General features: G+C 73.8%; 16 protein-coding genes and 1 riboswitch. Of the genes, 8 read left to right on the top strand and 8 right to left on the bottom strand.

Features of this window, described 5'->3' with window-relative positions; genetic code table 11:
• Positions 1 to 61 precede the first annotated feature (61 nt).
• The gene (locus ABD211_RS30215; protein ID WP_344139165.1) at positions 62 to 409 is read left to right on the top strand and encodes a hypothetical protein; all 348 of its coding nucleotides are present in this window, start codon (positions 62 to 64) and stop codon (positions 407 to 409) included.
• A gap of 95 nt (positions 410 to 504) precedes the next feature.
• A riboswitch (glycine riboswitch) is annotated at positions 505 to 608 on the top strand.
• A gap of 72 nt (positions 609 to 680) precedes the next feature.
• A complete protein-coding gene (gene gcvP / locus ABD211_RS30210) occupies positions 681 to 3,491 on the top strand; it encodes an aminomethyl-transferring glycine dehydrogenase (RefSeq protein ID WP_344139163.1) in 2,811 nt (936 codons plus the stop codon).
• A gap of 100 nt (positions 3,492 to 3,591) precedes the next feature.
• On the opposite strand, the gene ABD211_RS30205 is transcribed toward gcvP, so the two are convergent.
• The 4 genes from ABD211_RS30205 to ABD211_RS30190 form a co-directional block, all read right to left on the bottom strand.
• Positions 3,592 to 3,801 (bottom strand): DUF5999 family protein, encoded by a 210-nt coding sequence (locus ABD211_RS30205; protein WP_344139161.1) that lies wholly within the window; start codon positions 3,799 to 3,801, stop codon positions 3,592 to 3,594.
• A gap of 230 nt (positions 3,802 to 4,031) precedes the next feature.
• A complete protein-coding gene (locus tag ABD211_RS30200; RefSeq protein WP_344139159.1) occupies positions 4,032 to 5,228 on the bottom strand; it encodes an alanine racemase in 1,197 nt (398 codons plus the stop codon).
• Positions 5,225 to 6,952 (bottom strand): IucA/IucC family protein, encoded by a 1,728-nt coding sequence (locus ABD211_RS30195; protein WP_344139157.1) that lies wholly within the window; start codon positions 6,950 to 6,952, stop codon positions 5,225 to 5,227. The genes ABD211_RS30200 and ABD211_RS30195 overlap by 4 nt, the downstream gene beginning before the upstream one ends.
• Positions 6,949 to 8,169 carry an IucA/IucC family protein gene (locus ABD211_RS30190; protein WP_425560565.1) on the bottom strand — a complete coding sequence of 407 codons (1,221 nt, stop codon included), beginning with the start codon at positions 8,167 to 8,169 and terminating at the stop codon, positions 6,949 to 6,951. The genes ABD211_RS30195 and ABD211_RS30190 overlap by 4 nt, the downstream gene beginning before the upstream one ends.
• A 473-nt stretch (positions 8,170 to 8,642) precedes the next feature.
• On the opposite strand from ABD211_RS30190, the gene ABD211_RS30185 reads away from it, so the two are divergent.
• Genes ABD211_RS30185 through ABD211_RS30175 form a run of 3 tightly spaced genes read left to right on the top strand, consistent with a single transcriptional unit; the run spans position 8,643 to position 10,918 of the window.
• Positions 8,643 to 9,401, top strand: a complete 759-nt coding sequence (locus ABD211_RS30185; protein ID WP_344139153.1) for a class I SAM-dependent methyltransferase — start codon at positions 8,643 to 8,645, stop codon at positions 9,399 to 9,401.
• Between the two features lie 45 nt (positions 9,402 to 9,446).
• Entirely contained in the window at positions 9,447 to 10,016 is a 570-nt protein-coding gene (locus ABD211_RS30180; protein ID WP_344139151.1) for a hypothetical protein, read from the top strand.
• Positions 10,017 to 10,048: 32 nt separating this feature from the next.
• Entirely contained in the window at positions 10,049 to 10,918 is an 870-nt protein-coding gene (locus ABD211_RS30175; RefSeq protein ID WP_344139149.1) for a hypothetical protein, read from the top strand.
• A gap of 35 nt (positions 10,919 to 10,953) precedes the next feature.
• Here ABD211_RS30175 and ABD211_RS30170 read toward each other — a convergent pair whose 3' ends face one another.
• Both ABD211_RS30170 and ABD211_RS30165 read right to left on the bottom strand, forming a co-directional pair.
• Positions 10,954 to 11,967, bottom strand: coding sequence for an alpha/beta hydrolase family protein (locus ABD211_RS30170; protein WP_344139147.1), 1,014 nt, complete (start codon positions 11,965 to 11,967; stop codon positions 10,954 to 10,956).
• 84 nt (positions 11,968 to 12,051) lie between these two features.
• A complete protein-coding gene (locus ABD211_RS30165; protein ID WP_344139145.1) occupies positions 12,052 to 12,459 on the bottom strand; it encodes a protein-tyrosine phosphatase family protein in 408 nt (135 codons plus the stop codon).
• Positions 12,460 to 12,519: 60 nt separating this feature from the next.
• On the opposite strand from ABD211_RS30165, the gene ABD211_RS30160 reads away from it, so the two are divergent.
• Together ABD211_RS30160 and ABD211_RS30155 are read left to right on the top strand one after the other, a co-directional pair.
• Positions 12,520 to 13,764: an FAD-dependent oxidoreductase gene (locus ABD211_RS30160; protein ID WP_344139208.1), complete on the top strand. Its 1,245-nt coding sequence runs from the start codon at positions 12,520 to 12,522 to the stop codon at positions 13,762 to 13,764.
• 271 nt (positions 13,765 to 14,035) lie between these two features.
• On the top strand, positions 14,036 to 14,359 hold the full coding sequence (locus ABD211_RS30155) for a hypothetical protein (RefSeq protein ID WP_344139143.1): 324 nt from the start codon (positions 14,036 to 14,038) through the stop codon (positions 14,357 to 14,359).
• A 190-nt stretch (positions 14,360 to 14,549) separates the two neighbouring features.
• Here the strand turns inward: ABD211_RS30155 and ABD211_RS30150 are convergent, their stop codons facing one another.
• Entirely contained in the window at positions 14,550 to 15,203 is a 654-nt protein-coding gene (locus tag ABD211_RS30150) for a class I SAM-dependent methyltransferase (protein ID WP_344139141.1), read from the bottom strand.
• Between the two features lie 147 nt (positions 15,204 to 15,350).
• A complete protein-coding gene (locus ABD211_RS30145) occupies positions 15,351 to 15,917 on the bottom strand; it encodes a GNAT family N-acetyltransferase (protein WP_344139139.1) in 567 nt (188 codons plus the stop codon).
• A 64-nt stretch (positions 15,918 to 15,981) separates the two neighbouring features.
• Between ABD211_RS30145 and ABD211_RS30140 the strand changes: the two genes are divergently transcribed.
• Positions 15,982 to 16,731 carry a Clp protease N-terminal domain-containing protein gene (locus ABD211_RS30140; RefSeq protein ID WP_344139137.1) on the top strand — a complete coding sequence of 250 codons (750 nt, stop codon included), beginning with the start codon at positions 15,982 to 15,984 and terminating at the stop codon, positions 16,729 to 16,731.
• Positions 16,732 to 16,738 lie beyond the last annotated feature (7 nt).

The raw sequence follows: 16,738 nt of genomic DNA, 5'->3' as shown, positions 1-16,738 counted from the left end.
GCGAACGGTCGGGGTACCCGCCCAGGTAGACAGTGACGCAAGCGGCGATGAGGAGGCGGCCATGAGCCGAAAGCGGCGCAAGGAGGTGTCCCGTCTCGTCGATCACGCGTGGGGCAACCTGACCTCGGCGGCGAGCACCGGCGGGGACAAGGCCAAGCAGTACGGCGCGAAGGTCGGCGCCGGTTCGAGGGAGGCCCGGCGGCGCGCGGACGCGGCGCTGGACGCCCTGTCCGGCAAGCGGCCGCCGGTGCCGTGGGGCCTGGTCGCCGGCGTGGCGGCGCTGGGTGTGGCGTTGGGCTGGGCGGCGACCGTGTTCGGTCGCCGCGCGGTGACGACGGCGCAGCAGCAGTTGACCGCCGACCCGGAGGACATCACGCTGTACGCCGACGAGGTCACCCCCGCGCACTGACGCGTGCGGTCGCCGGCCGGGGTGTGGGATCTTCAACACTCCCGGCCGGCGACACACGGGCGTAACGGCCGCGCTGGTAGCGTGGCTAGAGCCGACACACCCACACGGGAGAGTCCAGCCACCGGGTCATGCCCGGGGCCGGCGCCGAAGGGGCAATTCCTCCCCGGAACCTCTCAGGCACCCGGACCGTGCAGGGCAGGCGACTCTGAAACGCCGCAAGGTGTGACAGAAGGGGAGGAAGGCCCACGCCATCCTCACCCCTGGAGAGTCCGTGAAGCCGTCCGAGTTCGCCGACCGCCACATCGGCACCACCGCAGACGCCCAGCGGCGCATGCTCGACGTCGTCGGTTACGGCGGTGTCGAGGAGCTCATGGACGCCGCGATCCCCGAGGTCATCCGCTGGCACGGCGCCCTGGACCTGCCGGCCGCCGCGAGCGAGGCCGAGGTGCTCGCCGAGCTGCGCGAACTCGCCGCCGCGAACACCGCCGCCGTCTCCATGATCGGCCTGGGTTACTACGGCACCCACACCCCCGGGGTCATCCGCCGCAACGTGCTGGAGAACCCGGCCTGGTACACGGCCTACACCCCGTACCAGCCGGAGATCTCGCAGGGGCGCCTGGAGGCCCTCCTCAACTTCCAGACCATGATCGCGGACCTGACCGGGCTGACCACCGCGAACGCGTCGATGCTCGACGAGGGCACGGCCGCGGCCGAGGCGATGACGCTGGCCCGCCGCTCCAGCAGGACCAGGAGCAACGTGTACGTCCTGGACGCCGACACGCTGCCGCAGACCATCAACGTGATCGCCACCCGGGCCGAACCGCTCGGCATCGAGATCCGCGTCGTCGACCTCGACGCCGGCGAGGCGCTGCCGGAGGCGTACTTCGGCATCCACCTGCAGTACCCCGGCGCGAGCGGGGCCGTGCGCGACCACAGCGAGGTGATCGCGGCCGCGCACGCGGCCGGCGCCCTGGTCACCGTCGCCGCCGACCTGCTGGGCCTGTGCCTGCTGCGCGCGCCCGGCGAGATCGGCGCCGACATCGCGGTCGGCAGCGCGCAGCGCTTCGGCGTCCCGATGGGCTTCGGCGGCCCGCACGCCGGCTACCTCGCGGTGCGTGCCGGCCTGGAGCGGTCCCTGCCGGGTCGGCTGGTCGGGGTGTCGCGCGACGCGGACGGGGCGAGCGCGTACCGGCTCGCGTTGCAGACCCGCGAGCAGCACATCCGCCGGGAGAAGGCGACCAGCAACATCTGCACCGCGCAGGTGCTGCTCGCCGTCATGGCCAGCATGTACGCGGTCTACCACGGCCCCGACGGGCTGCGCGCGATCGCGGCCCGCGTGCACGGGCGGGCGGCGACCCTCGCGGCCGGCCTGCGCGCCGGCGGCGTCGAGGTCGCCCACGCGGACTTCTTCGACACCCTCACCGCGGTCGTGCCGGGGCGGGCGGGGCAGGTCGTCGCCGCCGCCGAGGCGGCCGGGGTCAACCTGTGGCACATCGACGCCGACCGGGTCGGGATCTCCTGCGACGAGACGACCACCCGCGCGCACCTGGAGACGGTCTGGGCGGCGTTCGGCGTCGCGCCCGTCGAGGATGTCGCCGGGGACGTCGCGATAGCCCGTACCAGCGAGTTTCTGACCCACCCCGTGTTCGGGGCGCACCGGTCGGAGACGGCGATGCTGCGCTACCTGCGCTCGCTGTCGGACAAGGACTACGCCCTGGACCGCGGCATGATCCCGCTCGGGTCGTGCACCATGAAGCTCAACGCCACCACCGAGATGGAGCCGGTGACCTGGCCCGAGTTCGCGAACGTGCACCCGTTCGCGCCCAGGAGCCAGACCCGGGGGTACGAGCGCCTGGTCGCCGACGTCGAGGCGTGGTTGGCGGAGCTCACGGGCTACGACGCGGTGAGCGTGCAGCCCAACGCCGGTTCGCAGGGGGAGTTGGCCGGGCTGCTGGCGATCCGGTCCTACCACCGTTCGCGCGGGCAGGCGGACCGCGACGTGTGCCTCATCCCGTCGAGCGCGCACGGCACGAACGCCGCGTCGGCCGTCATGGCCGGCATGCGGGTCGTTGTCGTGGCCTGCGACGCGGACGGCAACGTCGACCTGGCCGACCTGGACCGGCAGGTCGAGGCCCACCGCGACGACCTCGCCGCGATCATGGTGACGTACCCGTCGACGCACGGCGTGTACGAGACGGGCATCTCGGAGCTGTGCGCGAAGGTCCACGACGCGGGCGGGCAGGTGTACGTCGACGGCGCGAACCTCAACGCCCTGGTCGGGTACGCGCTGCCGGGCAAGTTCGGGGCCGACGTGTCGCACCTGAACCTGCACAAGACGTTCTGCATCCCGCACGGCGGCGGCGGCCCGGGCGTGGGCCCGGTCGCGGTGCGCTCGCACCTCGCGCCGTTCCTGCCCGGCGACCCGCTCGTCGGGAACGGGCACGCGGTGTCGGCGGCGCCGCACGGGTCGGCGGGCATCCTGCCCATCCCGTGGGCGTACCTGCGCCTGATGGGGCCCGACGGGCTGGCGCGCGCGACGGGCGCGGCGGTCCTGGCGGCCAACTACGTGGCGGTGCGGCTGCGCGAGCACTACCCGGTGCTGTACACGGGCGCGAAGGGTCTCGTGGCCCACGAGTGCATCCTCGACCTGCGGCCCATCACGAGGGCCAGCGGGGTCAGCGTGGAGGATGTGGCGAAGCGGCTCATCGACTACGGCTTCCACGCCCCGACCATGTCGTTCCCGGTCGCGGGGACGCTCATGGTGGAACCCACCGAGTCGGAGGACCTCGTCGAGCTGGACCGCTTCATCGACGCGATGATCGCGATCCGCGCGGAAATCGACAAGGTGACGGCCGGCGAGTGGCCCGCCCAGGACAACCCGCTGGTCAACGCCCCGCACACGGCGGCGTCGGTCAGCGCCGACGAGTGGCGTCACGCGTACCCGCGCTCGGTCGCGGCCTACCCCGACGGGGTGGACGCCGCCCGCAAGTACTGGACGCCGGTGCGGCGCATCGACGGGGCGTACGGAGACCGCAACCTGGTCTGCGCGTGCCCGCCGCCGGAGGCGTTCACTGCCGGCTGAGGCCGCAGCCGTTCTTTTGGCGAGGACCGAAGACGGCCGAGCCAGTGCCGAGTGAGCAACCCCGCCTCGATGCGGGGGTCCCGGCCGGTGCGTCGTGTCGCTATCCGCCGATGAGGGCGTGCCTGGCGGGGCCACGGTGGGGTGCCACCACGAGCCCGTCGGGCATCAGCTCACCGGTGTCCTCGAACACGATGACACCGTTGCAGAGGAGGCTCCATCCCTGCTCAGGGAAGGTAGCGATCATTCGGGCGGCGTCGTGGTCCACAGCGGCGGCGCCCGGGCATGGGGGTTGGTGTTTGCACTCTTGCATCGTTGATCTGCTCCGGGGTGGAACGGTTGTTACCTAGGTCACGTGACCAGTGATGCACGCTACTCCGGAAAGTGGTGCACAACGGAGCATGTGACCCCGGCTTTGCGGCATATTCCACCCTTCGTAGGACTGTAGTCCACCTGAAAGGCCATCCGGACCAGGGCGCGCCGACGATACGTGATAGCCGTTCGTGGGAGCGCTCCCGATATTCCTGAAGTCACCCAAACATCTCAGACAACGAGGATGTTCGGCGGATCGTGTCGCAGGAACTGCAGGTGCGAAATGTCCCATCCGTACGCGCCGGCGCGGCCCAGGACGATCAGGTCCCCGACCCGCACCCGGCCCAGGGCCTGGTCGCGGGCCAGCACGTCGCGCGGGGTGCACAGCTCGCCGACCACGTCGACCGGCTCGTCGCAGTGCGGGCGCGGGTACGGGTGCGGCCAGTCGTCGACCGGCACGACCTGGCACGGGTGGCTGTAGCCCCACGCGGCCGGCAGCCGGAAATGGTGCGTGCCGCCCCGCACGACCGCGAACCACCGCCCGTGGGTGGCCTTGACGTCGACGACCTCGGCCGCGTACCAGCCGGCGTCGGCGGCGAGGAACCGGCCCGGCTCCATCACCAGCGACGCGCCGTAGGGCAGCGCGGCCGTCGCCGTGGTCAGCCCGTGGGCCAGCACCGCGAGATCCAACCGGGACGTGCCGGTGTAGTCCACGCCCAGACCGCCGCCCAGGTTCACGTACGTCAGGTCCACACCGTGGCGGTGCGCCGCCCGCACCGACCAGGCCACCGCGTCGGCGGCGAACCGCCCGTGCGCGACCGCGTCCAGGCTGTTGGACACCGCGTGCAGGTGGAACCCCACCAACCGCAGCCCGGGGGTGGCCAGCGCGAGGGCGACCGCGTCGGGCACGTCGGCCTCGTCCAGGCCGAACGGCGTGGCCACGCCCGTCATCTGGTGGGAGCCGTCGGGGACCGCGCCGGGCCGGTTGACCCGCAACGCCACCCGTACGCCGTCCGGGCCGGCCAGGCTCGCCACGGCCGCCAGGCGGCGCAGCTCGTGCAGGCTCTCCACGTGCACGGTCACCCCGGCCGTCGCCGCCGCGAGCAGCTCCGCGTCGGTTTTCGCCGGGCCGCTGAACGCCACCGCGGCGCCCGTCACGTCGGCGACCAGGTCCAGCTCGCCGCCGGACGCGACCTCGAACCCGTCGACCTCGTCGACCAGCGCCGCGAGCAGCGCCGGATGCCCGTTGGCCTTCACCGCGTACAGCAGGCGCCCGGCCGGGGGCAGCGCCGCCTTGACGGCCCGCGCCGCGCTCACGGCCGCGGTCGTGTCATAGACGTACGCGCAGCGCGGCGGCGTCAGCCCCAGCAGCGCCGCCCGGACCCGCTGCGGAACATGCCCGAATACGTCAACGCCTGGTCCCGTCACGTGCGGCTCAACGGGTTGTCGACCGGGACGTAACGATCGCCGCCCGCCGGGTCCAGACGCATGCGCAGCAGGGCCTTGTGGGGCATCGTCGGGGCCGTCAGGAACGCGTGGTCGGCCGCGGCCGCCGCGTCGTGCGGGCCGCCGCGCAGGCCGGCGTACACCTCGTCGATCACGGCCCGGACCACCGACCAGGCCACCGCCTCGTCGAGACCGTGCGAGACGACCAGCCCGAGCACCACCTCGCCCAGGTGCGCCTGCAGCGACGTGTACCCGAGCTTCGCCAGCATCGTGGTCACGTCGGCGGCGCCGATCACCGAGCCCGGCCACAGCCGCAGCGGGCGGCCCAGGCGCGGCTGGTGGACGCGCAGGCCAGCGAAGTCGCGCAGGGCGAGGCGGTGCGGCACGCCGCCGATGAACGTCGGGACGCAGTTCTGCAGGTGCGCCTCCAGGCCGATGCCGTGACACGTCGCCAGGCGCAGCGCCGCGGGCAGGAGCAGCCGGGCGTACCCGTCGAGGAAACCCCGCGCGGCACTGGCGCGCTGGCGCACGCCGCGGGTCGCGGCGTAGCGGTCCACCAGCTCGGCGAGGACCGTCATGCCGGTCAGCGGCGACGTCGAGTACAGGGCGGTGCCGGGGATCGCGACCTCGCCGGGGCGCAGCCGACCGGACAGGCCGGTGCGCAGGATCGCGGCCAGGTCGCGTTCGCGGTCGCCGCCGGCGGCCACCGCCGAGCCGGCGAGCTCGTCGAACAGCACCACCCGGGCACCGTCGGGGTCGGCGTCGAGCAGGTCGCGCAGCAGGGCCGAGATCGTCGGACCGTTGCGGGTGCTGGCCACCGAGATGCTGCGCCGGGTCGAGGTGACCTGGATGTCCAGCGACAGCTTCAGGTAGCGGCGCTCGCCGCGACGGTCCGGCGGCAGCAGCAGGGTGCGCAGCGCGGCCGTCGGGACCGCGGGCAGGCGCGCGCCGTCGATCGGCACGAGGGCGCCGTCGGCGAGCAGGTCCGCGTACCGGGTGGGCAGGAGCCGGTCGAGCTGCCACGCGTGGGCGGGCGTCACCGCGTAGCGGGTGCGGTTGAGCCGGTGCGCCAGCTCCGGGTACGCCGTGGCGAGCGTCTCGCCGAAGTCGTCGCCCAGGTGCAGGTCGCGGCGCACGGCGACCAGGCCCAGGCTGGTGCCGGGCGATTCGAGGTCGTGGCGCAGCACGTCGGCGAGGTCCCAGCCCAGCCGGGTGCGCCCGCACGGGTGCAGGTTGTGGCCCTCGGTGGTGAGGCGTTCGAAGAACACGCACTGCGCGTCGGGGTCCAGGCCGGCGGCCAGGTCGAGGGTGTCGCGGGCGCCCGTGCCGCGGGCCCGCTGCCGGGTCACCGCGTCCGACCAGGTCCGGCGCGCGTACGCGAGGGCGAGGTTGGCGGTCGCGTCGGCCAGCTCGACGGCGACCTGGCGCGCGTCGGCGCCCAGGACGGCGCACGCGAGGCCGGCCGGGTCCTGGTCGGTCCCGCCCGCCGGCACGATCCGGCCGAAGCCGAACCGGGTCGCGTCGGCGGGCGGCTCGGCGAGGCCCTCGCGCCACGCGGCGGCGAGCAGCCGGTCGCGGACCACGTCCGCGGCGCGGGGCACGTTCGCGCGGAACTGCTCGTGCAGGTCCGGCGCGAGCGTCGCGAGCTGCCGCTCCGTTGACCGGCACGCCCGCGCGGTCAGCGTCTCGGCAAGAATCGCACTCATGATGCAGCCGCCATGGGATTCGGCACGGTGATCCAGGTGTCGTCGAGGGGGGCGGCGGCCAGGCGCATCGTGGTCATGGCCTTGAGCGGCAGCGGGTCGCGCCACACCGGCGGTGGGGCGTTCGCGGCGCGCAGGGCCGCGGCCACGCCCGCCCACAGCGGCGCGGCGTCGGCGTCGAACTCGCGGGCGAGCACGGTCACCAGCTCGGCCAGCACCGTGGTGACGAACGCGGCGACCAACTTGGTGCGCAGCTCGTCGGGATCGTCGATGGCGAGGTCGCCGCGCAGGTCGGACGCGGCGATGCCGAGCCGGCCCGGGCTCAGGCGCACCCCGCCCACGTCGCGGTAGAGCAGCCGTACGGGCCGGCCGTCGCGGAGTACCACCAGGGTGTTCTGACCGTGGGCCTCCAGTGCCACGCCCGCGTGCAGCAGCGCGAACAGCGGCGGGCAGGCCAACGCGAGCAGATCGTGGAGGAACCCGGCGGCCGCGCCGGCGTAGCCCTCGGTGACCGCCTCGCGGATCAGGGGGCGGCCGTCGGCCGGTGACGGGGCGGCGAGCGCGGCGAGGGGGACGGCGATCTCGCCGGGGGACAGGTCGGGGGAGCGGCGCACCACGTAGGACAGGCCGCGTGCCGGCACGCCGTCGACGAGGACCGCGCCGGCGGCGACCTCGCGCAGGACCGCGATGGCGGGCATGCCCGCGGTGAGCCGGGTCAGCAGCGTCGACACGAACGGCCCGTTGTGCACGGCGGCCGGCGACACGATGCGGACCGCGCTGGTCATCTGCACGTCGACGGCGGTCTTGACGTGGATGCCGGGCTCGTGGACGGGGGCGAGCGTGCGCAGCGACATGAGCGGCCGGGCGGGCACGTGAGCGCCGGTCGGGGTGAGGAACGGGAACGCTCCCGCCACGTGGTGGGCCTGCCAGGGGTGCAGCAGCAGGCGCGGCGGCAGGCCCTCGCCCGTGGACAGCCACCGCTCGGCCGGCACCGCCACCTCGACCAGCGACACCGTGGGGCGGTGCTCGGGGGCGTAGGCGAGGACCTCGGCGGTGCTCATGCCCAACCGGGTGCGGCAGCACGGGTGCAGCGGGTGCCCGTCCACCACGTACTGCTCGACGGCGGCGAGCGGGTCGGCGGCGGACAGCAGCGCCCGCAGCGCCGGCGGCCCGCCGGTGGGTGCCGGCTGGGCGGCACGGGCGAGGGCGAGGTTGTGCACGCTGTTGTCCAGCTCGGCGGCCAGGCGGGCGACCTCGCCGGGCAGGCGCAGGTCGCGCAGCAGAGCGCCCGGGTCGGTGTGCGGGCGGCCGTCGACGGTGACGGTGAGCCCNGGGCGGCCGTCGACGGTGACGGTGAGCCCGACCGGCGCGTCGGCGAACGCCGCCGGGTCGCCGCGCAGCCGGTCAGCGTCGACGAGCTTTTCGCGGCGCAGCGCGCCCGACAGCTTCGCGAGCACGGTGGCCCGGGCGCCGGGCAGGGCCGCGGTGTAGGCGGAGTGTAGGTGGGCCGGGACGTCGGCGACCGGCGCCGACGGTGGCGCGGCCGTGAGCTGTTCAGGCACCCGTGTGACCCTCCCCAATCCGTCGCCCGAGGTCCCAGGTTAGCCGTTTCGATCATTGAGCGCCCGGTCCGGCGCGCGTGGCGCGGCTGAACGTTTAGTGAAGATTGCCAGATAATCACGCTATGTCAGAGATGGGACGATCCACCACCGGGACCACGCCCGCCCGCCCCGGCCCCCGTCGCTGTTTCGCCACCCCCGCCGACGCGCACCGCGCCGTGCAGCAGGTCGTCACCGACGTGCTCACCGCGCGGCGGCGCCCGCGCGTGCTGGAGGCGGGCGCCGGCAAGCGCACCCGGTTCGACCTGCCGTCCGACGCGTACGTCGTCGGCGTCGACACCGACGAGGTCGCCATCGTCCGCAACGAGCGCCTCGACGAGCGCGTGCTGACCGACCTGGCCGCCTACGCCGCCCCGGCCGCCAGCTTCGACCTCATCACCTGCTGGTACGTCCTCGAACACGTCGACGACCCGGCCCTGCTCGTGGACCGGTTCGCGACCTGGACCGCGCCGGGCGGGCTCGTCGTCATCGCCGTACCCAACCTGCGAAGCGTCAAGGCGTTGGTGACGAAGGCGACGCCGCACGCGTTCCACGTGTGGTTCCGCCGGTACGTGCTCGGCTACCGGCAGGCGGGCCGCCCCGGGCACGGCCCGTACCCGACGACGCTGCGCCGGGCCATCGCGCCCGCCGCGCTGACCGGCCGGTTCGTCGCCCGTGGCCTGCTGCCCGTCTTCGAGGGCCACTTCGAGGACGCCAAGCAGGTCGCGTTCCGCGAACGGTTACGCCTCACCGGTGACCGGTGGGACGCCGCCGACCGGTGGGTGACCCGGGCCAGCCTCGGTCGCCTCGACGCGGCCCGCAGCGAGTACGTCGTGGTGCTGCGCCGGGTGTGAGCGTGCGTCCTCGTGGGCACTAGCTCCACGAAGGAGGAACACGCCATGACAGCCACCCAGATCGTGATCACAGTCGTTGTCGTGCTCGTCGTCGTGGCCGCGGTCGTCGCCGGTGTGCTGGCCGCGACCCGGTGGTCGCTGCGGCAGCAGTTCGGCCCGGAGTACGACCGGCTCGTCGCCGAGCGCGGTGGCCGCGCCGACGCGGAGCGTGAGCTGCGCGAGCGCCGCAGCCGTCACGCCGCTCTGTCGCTGCGGACCCTCGATGACGAGGCCCGGACCCGCTACGCCACCCGGTGGGCCGACATCCAGGCCCGTTTCCTCGACGAGCCCGAGGCGGCCGTGGCCGACGCCGACGCCCTGGTCGGCGACCTGCTCACCGAGCGCGGCTACCCCGACGCCGAGGTGGACGAGCGCGTCGCGCTGCTCAGCGTCGAGCACGCCCACCGCCTCGACGACTACCGCGCCGCGACCGGTGTGGTGGCCACCGAGAAGGCCACGACCGAGCAGTTGCGGCAGGCCATCGTGCAGTACCGCGCCGTCATCACCGACCTCATCGGCGGCGAGCCCCTGCGCCTCGCCGGCGACCCGACCGAGCCCGCCGCGACCACCCGCTGACCTCGCTGAACTCGCAGAAGGAGACCGCCCCCATGATGTTCAAGCACGACACCCGCCCCGACGCCGAGGTCCGCGACGACGAGCTGCCCGCCGGCGACCGCCAGGTGGTCGACGGTGAGCTGGTTGACGAGTACGACGGCAGGGCGCGTCCCGTGGACGCGACCACGGACGACACGGTCGTGACCGACGCGCGCGCCGACCATGACCCCGACGACGACAGTGACGAGGTCGTCGACGACGGGGAGCCGGGCGCGGACGGTCCCGACGCCGCCACGACGTTCGACCACGCGGCCGACGAGGACGAGGACATCGTCGCCGACGACGAGCCGACCGCCCTGACCGACGAGGCGGCGGACGACGATGACGACGACGCGCTCGACCGCGACACGGTGGCCGGGCACGACGCGGCGGCCGACGAGGACCTGCCCGACGCTGACCTGGCCGACGAGGCCGACGCCCTGACGGCGGCGGACGCCGACGCCGTGACCCCGTTCACGCCCGACGAGGGTGCCGACGCCGAGCCGGTCGTTCCCGCCGACACGCTGCCCGGCTACGACGCGACCCCGGGGCCGGCCGAGCCGACCGCGGTCGACGAGCCGGCCGCGCTGGTGCCCGGCGCGGTGACCGACGAGCCCGGCGCCGGACGCTGGGCCGACGCGGACGGGCAGGCCTTCCGCGACCGGTGGCGCGACGTGCAGCTGCGCTTCGTCGACGACCCGCGCGGCGCGGCCGCCGAGGCCGGCACCCTGGTCGGCGAGGCGGTCGAGGCGTTCACCGCGGCGCTGGCCCGCCAGCGGCAGGAGCTCGACGCGTGGCAGTCGACCGAGGGCGACGACACCGAGATCTTCCGGGTGGCCGTGCGCCGCTACCGCGACCTGCTGGACAAGATCGTGTCCAGCTGACCGACCCTCCCCAGGGGAACCGACAGCAGCCGTCTCTACAGGCGGCTGCTGTCGTATGTGGACACCCCGCCGCGGCGCGCGTCGGCGGCCAACCGCTTACGGGCGGCCGCGTCGCCGTAGAGGGTGGCCCGCCAGAAGTCGGTGGTCGTGGCATTGACCTGGTCGAACCCCTTCGCGCCCGGGCGCAGGTACTCCCCGTGGCCCTGACCGGTCAGCGTGAGGAACCCCTTGGGCCAGGACAGCTTGCGGTACGCCGTCCGGGCGCCGGAGACGGCGACCGTCTGATCGTCGGAGCCGTGCACGAACAGCACCGACGCGGCGGGCCCGGTGAAACTGCCGCCCAGCGACGCCCCGGCGATGACGATCGCCGCGTCGACGCGCTCGTCGCGGTTGGGCGAGGAGAGCATGCCGATGGTGGTGAACCCGCCGGCCGAGTGCCCGGCGGCGCCCACGTGCGCGGTGTCCAGGTGCCCGGCGAGCGGGTCGCCGGACTTCGTGTTCAGGCCGCGTACCTTGCTGATGACGGCGGCCGCGTCGAGTGGTTGCTGGCCCACGTCGGTCACGTCGAACGGGTCGGCGTTCGCGTTCGTCCTCGGGTACGCCGGGGCGGCGACCACGAAGCCGGCGGCCGCCCACCGGGTGGTCACCGCCGCGTAGTACTCCGGCAGGCCACGCAGGCCGTGGCTGAACAGCACGATCGGGAACGTGCCGGACGCGACCCTGGCGCCGGAGCGGGCGTTACCACCGGCGGACCCGGTCGCCGGGTACCAGATCGTGGTGGCCAGTTTTCGCCCGTCGCGCACGACGGTCAGCTGGCGCACCCCGACCGCGAACGACCGTGCGGGCGCCGGCGACGGGGCCGCCTTCGTGCGCGGGGCGGCCGACGGGAGCGCGGGCCGGGTCGTCGTACCGGCGGTGGGTGCCGCGGTGGGTGGCCCGGCGGCGTCCGGACCGGCGGCCGGCGGAGCGCCCGGCGAGCAGCCCACGATCAGGGCGAGCGCGGCGACGGACGCGGCGAGGCGGGCGAGGGTACGACGTGGCGCGGGCATCCCGCCGAGTATGGCCGCCCACCCGCGCTCCGACCACCCGTGACGCGCGCGATCTTGGGTAGGTGGGTCCGTTATGTCGGCCTTTCAGGTGACGTGGCGCAGCCAGCGACGCTGCCACAGCGTCTCCACCGCGCGGCGGTGGTAGTGGGCGCGCACCCAGGTGACCGCCGCGCGACGGTCGAGCCCGTCGAGGATGACCAGCGCCGCCAGGGCGGTGCCGGTACGCCCGACGCCACCGCGGCAGGCCACCTCGACCCGCTGCCCGGCGTGCGCGCGCCGGTGGGCCTCGCTCAGCGCGTCCAGCGCGTCGGCCGTGTCGCGCGGGGTCCGGAAGTCGGGCCAGTCCACCCGCCGGTGCGCCCAGCCCGGCGTGGGCCCGTCCGCCAGCAGCAGCGCGAAGTCGGCCGGGCTGACCGGGTCGGCCACCCGCCGCCCGCGCACCCGCACCCCGGACGGCAGCGCGAACACGCCCGTCCCGTCATCCCATGCCATCGCCGTGAAGTATCGCGCACGGGGCGCGGGCCCGTGTTGAATGAGGACGTGGCCACCGTGATGGAGACCGATGTCTGTGTCGTCGGGGGCGGCCCGGCCGGCCTCGTGCACGCGCTGTTGCTGGCGCGCGGCGGGGTGCGGGTGACCGTCCTGGAGAAGCACGCCACGTTCCTGCGGGACTTCCGCGGTGACACCGTCCACCCGTCGACCCTGACCCTGCTCGACGAGCTGGGCCTGGGGGAGCGGGCCGAGGCGCTGCCGCACCGCAAGGTGACCCGTCTGCAGGGCGTCTTCGCCGACGGACGCTTCACGCTCGCCGACTTCACCCGGGTCAGGATCGCCCACCCGTACATCATGTTCGTCCCGCAGTGGGACTTCCTCGAGATGATCGCGGACGAGGCGGGCAGGTACCCGAACTTCACCCTGCTGCGCTCGCACGACGTGGTCGATCTGATCCGGGAGCCGCACCCACGGGTCGGTGACGTGGTCACGGGCGTGGTGGCACAGACAGGGGGGAGGGACGGGGAGCGGGTCGAGGTCCGTGCCCGGCTCACGGTCGCTACCGACGGACGCCACTCCACGGTACGACAGCTGCTGGGCTGGGTGCCGAAGGACTACGGCGCGCCCATGGACGTGCTGTGGTTCCGGCTGCCCAGGCACGAGTCCGACGGCGACGGCGTGGCCGGCCGCGTCGGCAAGGGCAAGATCATGGTGTGCATCGACCGGGGCGACTACTGGCAGCTGGCCTACGTCATCCCCAAGGGCGGGTACGGCACGGTCGTCGCGGCCGGCCTGGACGCCCTGCGTAGCTCGCTGGTGCAACTGTGGCCCGACCTCGCCGACCGGGTCGACCAGATCACCGGCTGGGAGCAGCTGAGCATGCTGACCGTGCAGGTCAACCGGCTCGCCCGCTGGCACGCCCCCGGCGTGCTGCTCATCGGGGACGCCGCGCACGCCATGTCACCGATCGGCGGGGTCGGCATCAACCTCGCCGTCCAGGACGCCGTGGCCGCCGCCCGGCTGCTGCTGCCCGCGCTCAGGTCCGGGCGCCTGTCCGACGCGGAGCTGGCGAAGGTGCGCCGGCGGCGGCTCGTGCCGACCGTCGGCACCCAGTTGGCGCAGCGCGGCATGCAACGCGCGCTGCTCGGCCCGGTCCTGGCCGGCACCGGCCCGGTCAACGCGCCCTGGCCGCTGCGGCTGCTGCGCCGCCTGCCCGCGCTGCAGGCGCTGCCCGCCCGGGCGGTCGGCGTGGGCCTGCGCCCCGAGCACGCCCCACCCCCGCCCACCGGCAGACCGGCGCCGTGACCAGCGGCGCGTGATCGGTCCTGTGCTTGCCCATCATTTCCCTCCCGTGGGACGGGCCGGTGCCACACGATGGGAAGAGGGAGATACCACCCCGCCCGGAGCGCCGTGAGCGGGCGCGCCGGGCGTTCGAGCGCCGGGCCAGGCGCCTCGCGGCCGCGACCCGGTTCGACTGCCTCGGCGCGCAACAGACCGAAAAAATCCGTATGAGCCGGGTATTTCTGGCGCCCGTCGGCTGATGCTCGGCCCGCAGCGGACAGAGGGGGAGCGGGCCATGAACAGCACGTTGACCTCGGCATACGCCGAGGCACTGTTCAACAGTGAGCTGCCAACGGGATCGACGCCGACCCGGGCCGAGGCCGCCACGGCGATCCGCCGGGCGATCGCGGAGTTCGGCGGCGTACGGGCCTGTGCCAGCGTGATGGCCAGCGAGTACGGCGACCATCCGGAGACCGCGATCCGCCGCATGCGGTGGGCCCTGGCCGTCGCCGAGTCGCACGTGCCCACGCCGGCCCGTTACGCCATCCGATGTGCCCGCAGCCGGGCGCACCACCACCACCGACACCACCGCACCTATGTACCGCTTCATTCATCCTGAAAAGAGAAACGTCATGCGCATCAAGCCGATCCTCATGGCCCTCAGCGTCGCCGCCGGCGGCATCCTCGTCGCCTGACGTTCCACTGCGACAAGGAGGGCGAAGGCGGCTACACCTGGACCCACCTGCGCGACGAGGAGCTCGACCTGAACGGCTCCATCGTGGAGTGCTGACAGGTGCGCGGTGGGCGGGTCAGCCGACCCGCCACACCGTCACGTCCTTGGTGTCCGCGTCCTCCAGTGAACGGTCCACCGGCACCCGGTAGTCGGCCACCCGCGTGAACCGCTCCCGCGGCAGGTACGCCCGGCCCGGGTCGCCCACCAGCACCTGCGCGCCGCGCGCCCGGGCGCGCTCCAGGAACGCGAGCACCCGCTGCGCCATCGCCCGCGAATAGAACACGTCCCCGGCGAACACCACGTCCGCCGCGCCGCCGTCACCGTCGAGCAGATCGCCGTGCACCACGTCCACCACGAACCCGTTGGCGTCGGCGTTGAGCGCGATCGCCGCCGCGGCGTACCCGTCGATCTCATTGGCCACGACGGACGCCGCGCCGGCCGCGGCGGCGGCCACCGCGACCAGGCCCGACCCCGAAGCCACATCGAGTACGCCCCGGCCGGCCACCAGGTCCGGGTGCTCCAGCACGTAGCGGGCCAGGGCGTGCCCGCCCGCCCACGCGAACGCCCAGAACGGCGGCGGCGTGCCGGTGGCGCCCAGGTGCGCCTCGGTCGTCTGCCACAGGTCGATCGCGTCGTCGGCCTGGTGCAGCAGCAGCGACGGCAGGCCCGGCACGGGCCGCAACGTGGTGTGCGCGCGGACGAAGTCAGCCACGCCCAGTGTCGTACTCACCCGCCGGACGCTACCGTGACGCCCATGCGACGCGTCCTGCTGTGGTTAGGTCTGATCGAGGAACCCGATCCCGAACCGGGCCCGCCCTGGTATGTGACCCTCACGGTTACCTTCGTGTGCATGCTGGCCGGCATCCTGCTGCTGCGCTCAAGCTTCTTCGGCCTCCTGATCGGCATGGCGGCGGGCATGGTCATCAACAGCGCCATCGACCGCCGGTGGCCCACCAGGGCGTCGAACCGCAAGGGGTAATCCGGCGGTGTAGTGGGCGATCGACTGGCCCGCGTGCTCGGTGACCCGGCCCGACGCGGCGAACCCGTGCCGCAGGTACAGGCGCTGGGCGCGCACGTTCGCCTCGCCCGTCCACAGCTGCAGCCGGTCGTAGCCGCGCGCCGCGGCCTGCCTGGCCAGCGCCCGCAGCACCGCGCCGCCCACGCCCCGACCCCAGCGGTCGGGGCGCGTGAAGACCATCGCGACGTGGCACAGGCCCGCGATCAGCTCGCCGTCGCCGTCGTCCGCGCGGGCCGGGACACCCACCGCCATGCCCACCACCCCGGCGTCGACGGCCACCACCACCAGCGCGTCCGGGGCGTGGACCTTGGCGGTCACGGCGGCCACCCGGCGCTCGTCCGGGAACCTGCCCCGGGCGGCGTTGGCCGCGCGCCACACGGCCAGGGCGGCGGGCAGGTCGTCGGCGGTCGCGACGCGCGTCAGCATGCCCGCCACACTAATCGTCAACCTCGGGTTGACGACGTCGGATCGTCAACCTACGGTTGACGGTATGACAGCCTCTCCGCAGATCCGCCTCGACGATCTGATCCAGGGGATCAAAAAAGCCAACCCCGACGTCCTCGACCAACTCTCCGGCGCCGTCGTCGTCGCCGAACACCTCGGCGACATCGCCGACCACCTCGTCGGACACTTCGTCGACCAGGCCCGCCGCTCCGGCGCCTCCTGGACCGACATCGGCCGCAGCATGGGCGTCACCAAACAGGCCGCCCAGAAACGCTTCGTCCCCAAACCAGACGTCGACGCCAACCAGGGCTTCGGCCGCTTCACCCAACGCGCCCGCCACGTCGCCTTCGCCTCCCAGGAAGAGGCCCGCGCCGCCGGCAACGCCACCATCGGCACCGCCCACCTCATCCTCGGCCTCACCGCCGAACCCGAATCCCTCGCCATCAAGGTCGTCAACGCCCAGGGCGTCACCGTAGAGGACCTGCGCCGGGCCGCCACCGCCAGCCTGCCCCCGCGCGACGACCAGGTGCCCGACCTCATCCCGTACGACGCCGGCGCGCAGAAAGCACTGGAACTTACGTTCCGCGAGGCACTACGGCTCGGACACAACTACGTCGGCACCGAACACATCCTGCTCGCCCTCCTCGAACTCGAGGCCGGCACCGGCGTGCTCACCAGCCTCGGCGTCGACAAAGCCAAAGCCACCACCGACATCGACAACCTCCTCGCCGCCTACCGCAACCTGGCCGGCAACCTCGACACCATCGCGGCGGAGGCCAGCCGACCCGAACAGTAGGACGATG

It is taken from the genome of Luedemannella flava (assembly GCF_039528515.1).
Classification (GTDB): Bacteria; Actinomycetota; Actinomycetes; order Mycobacteriales; family Micromonosporaceae; genus Luedemannella; species Luedemannella flava.
Note: the sequence above shows the minus strand (reverse complement) of the source record. Positions and strands in the feature narration are given on the sequence as shown.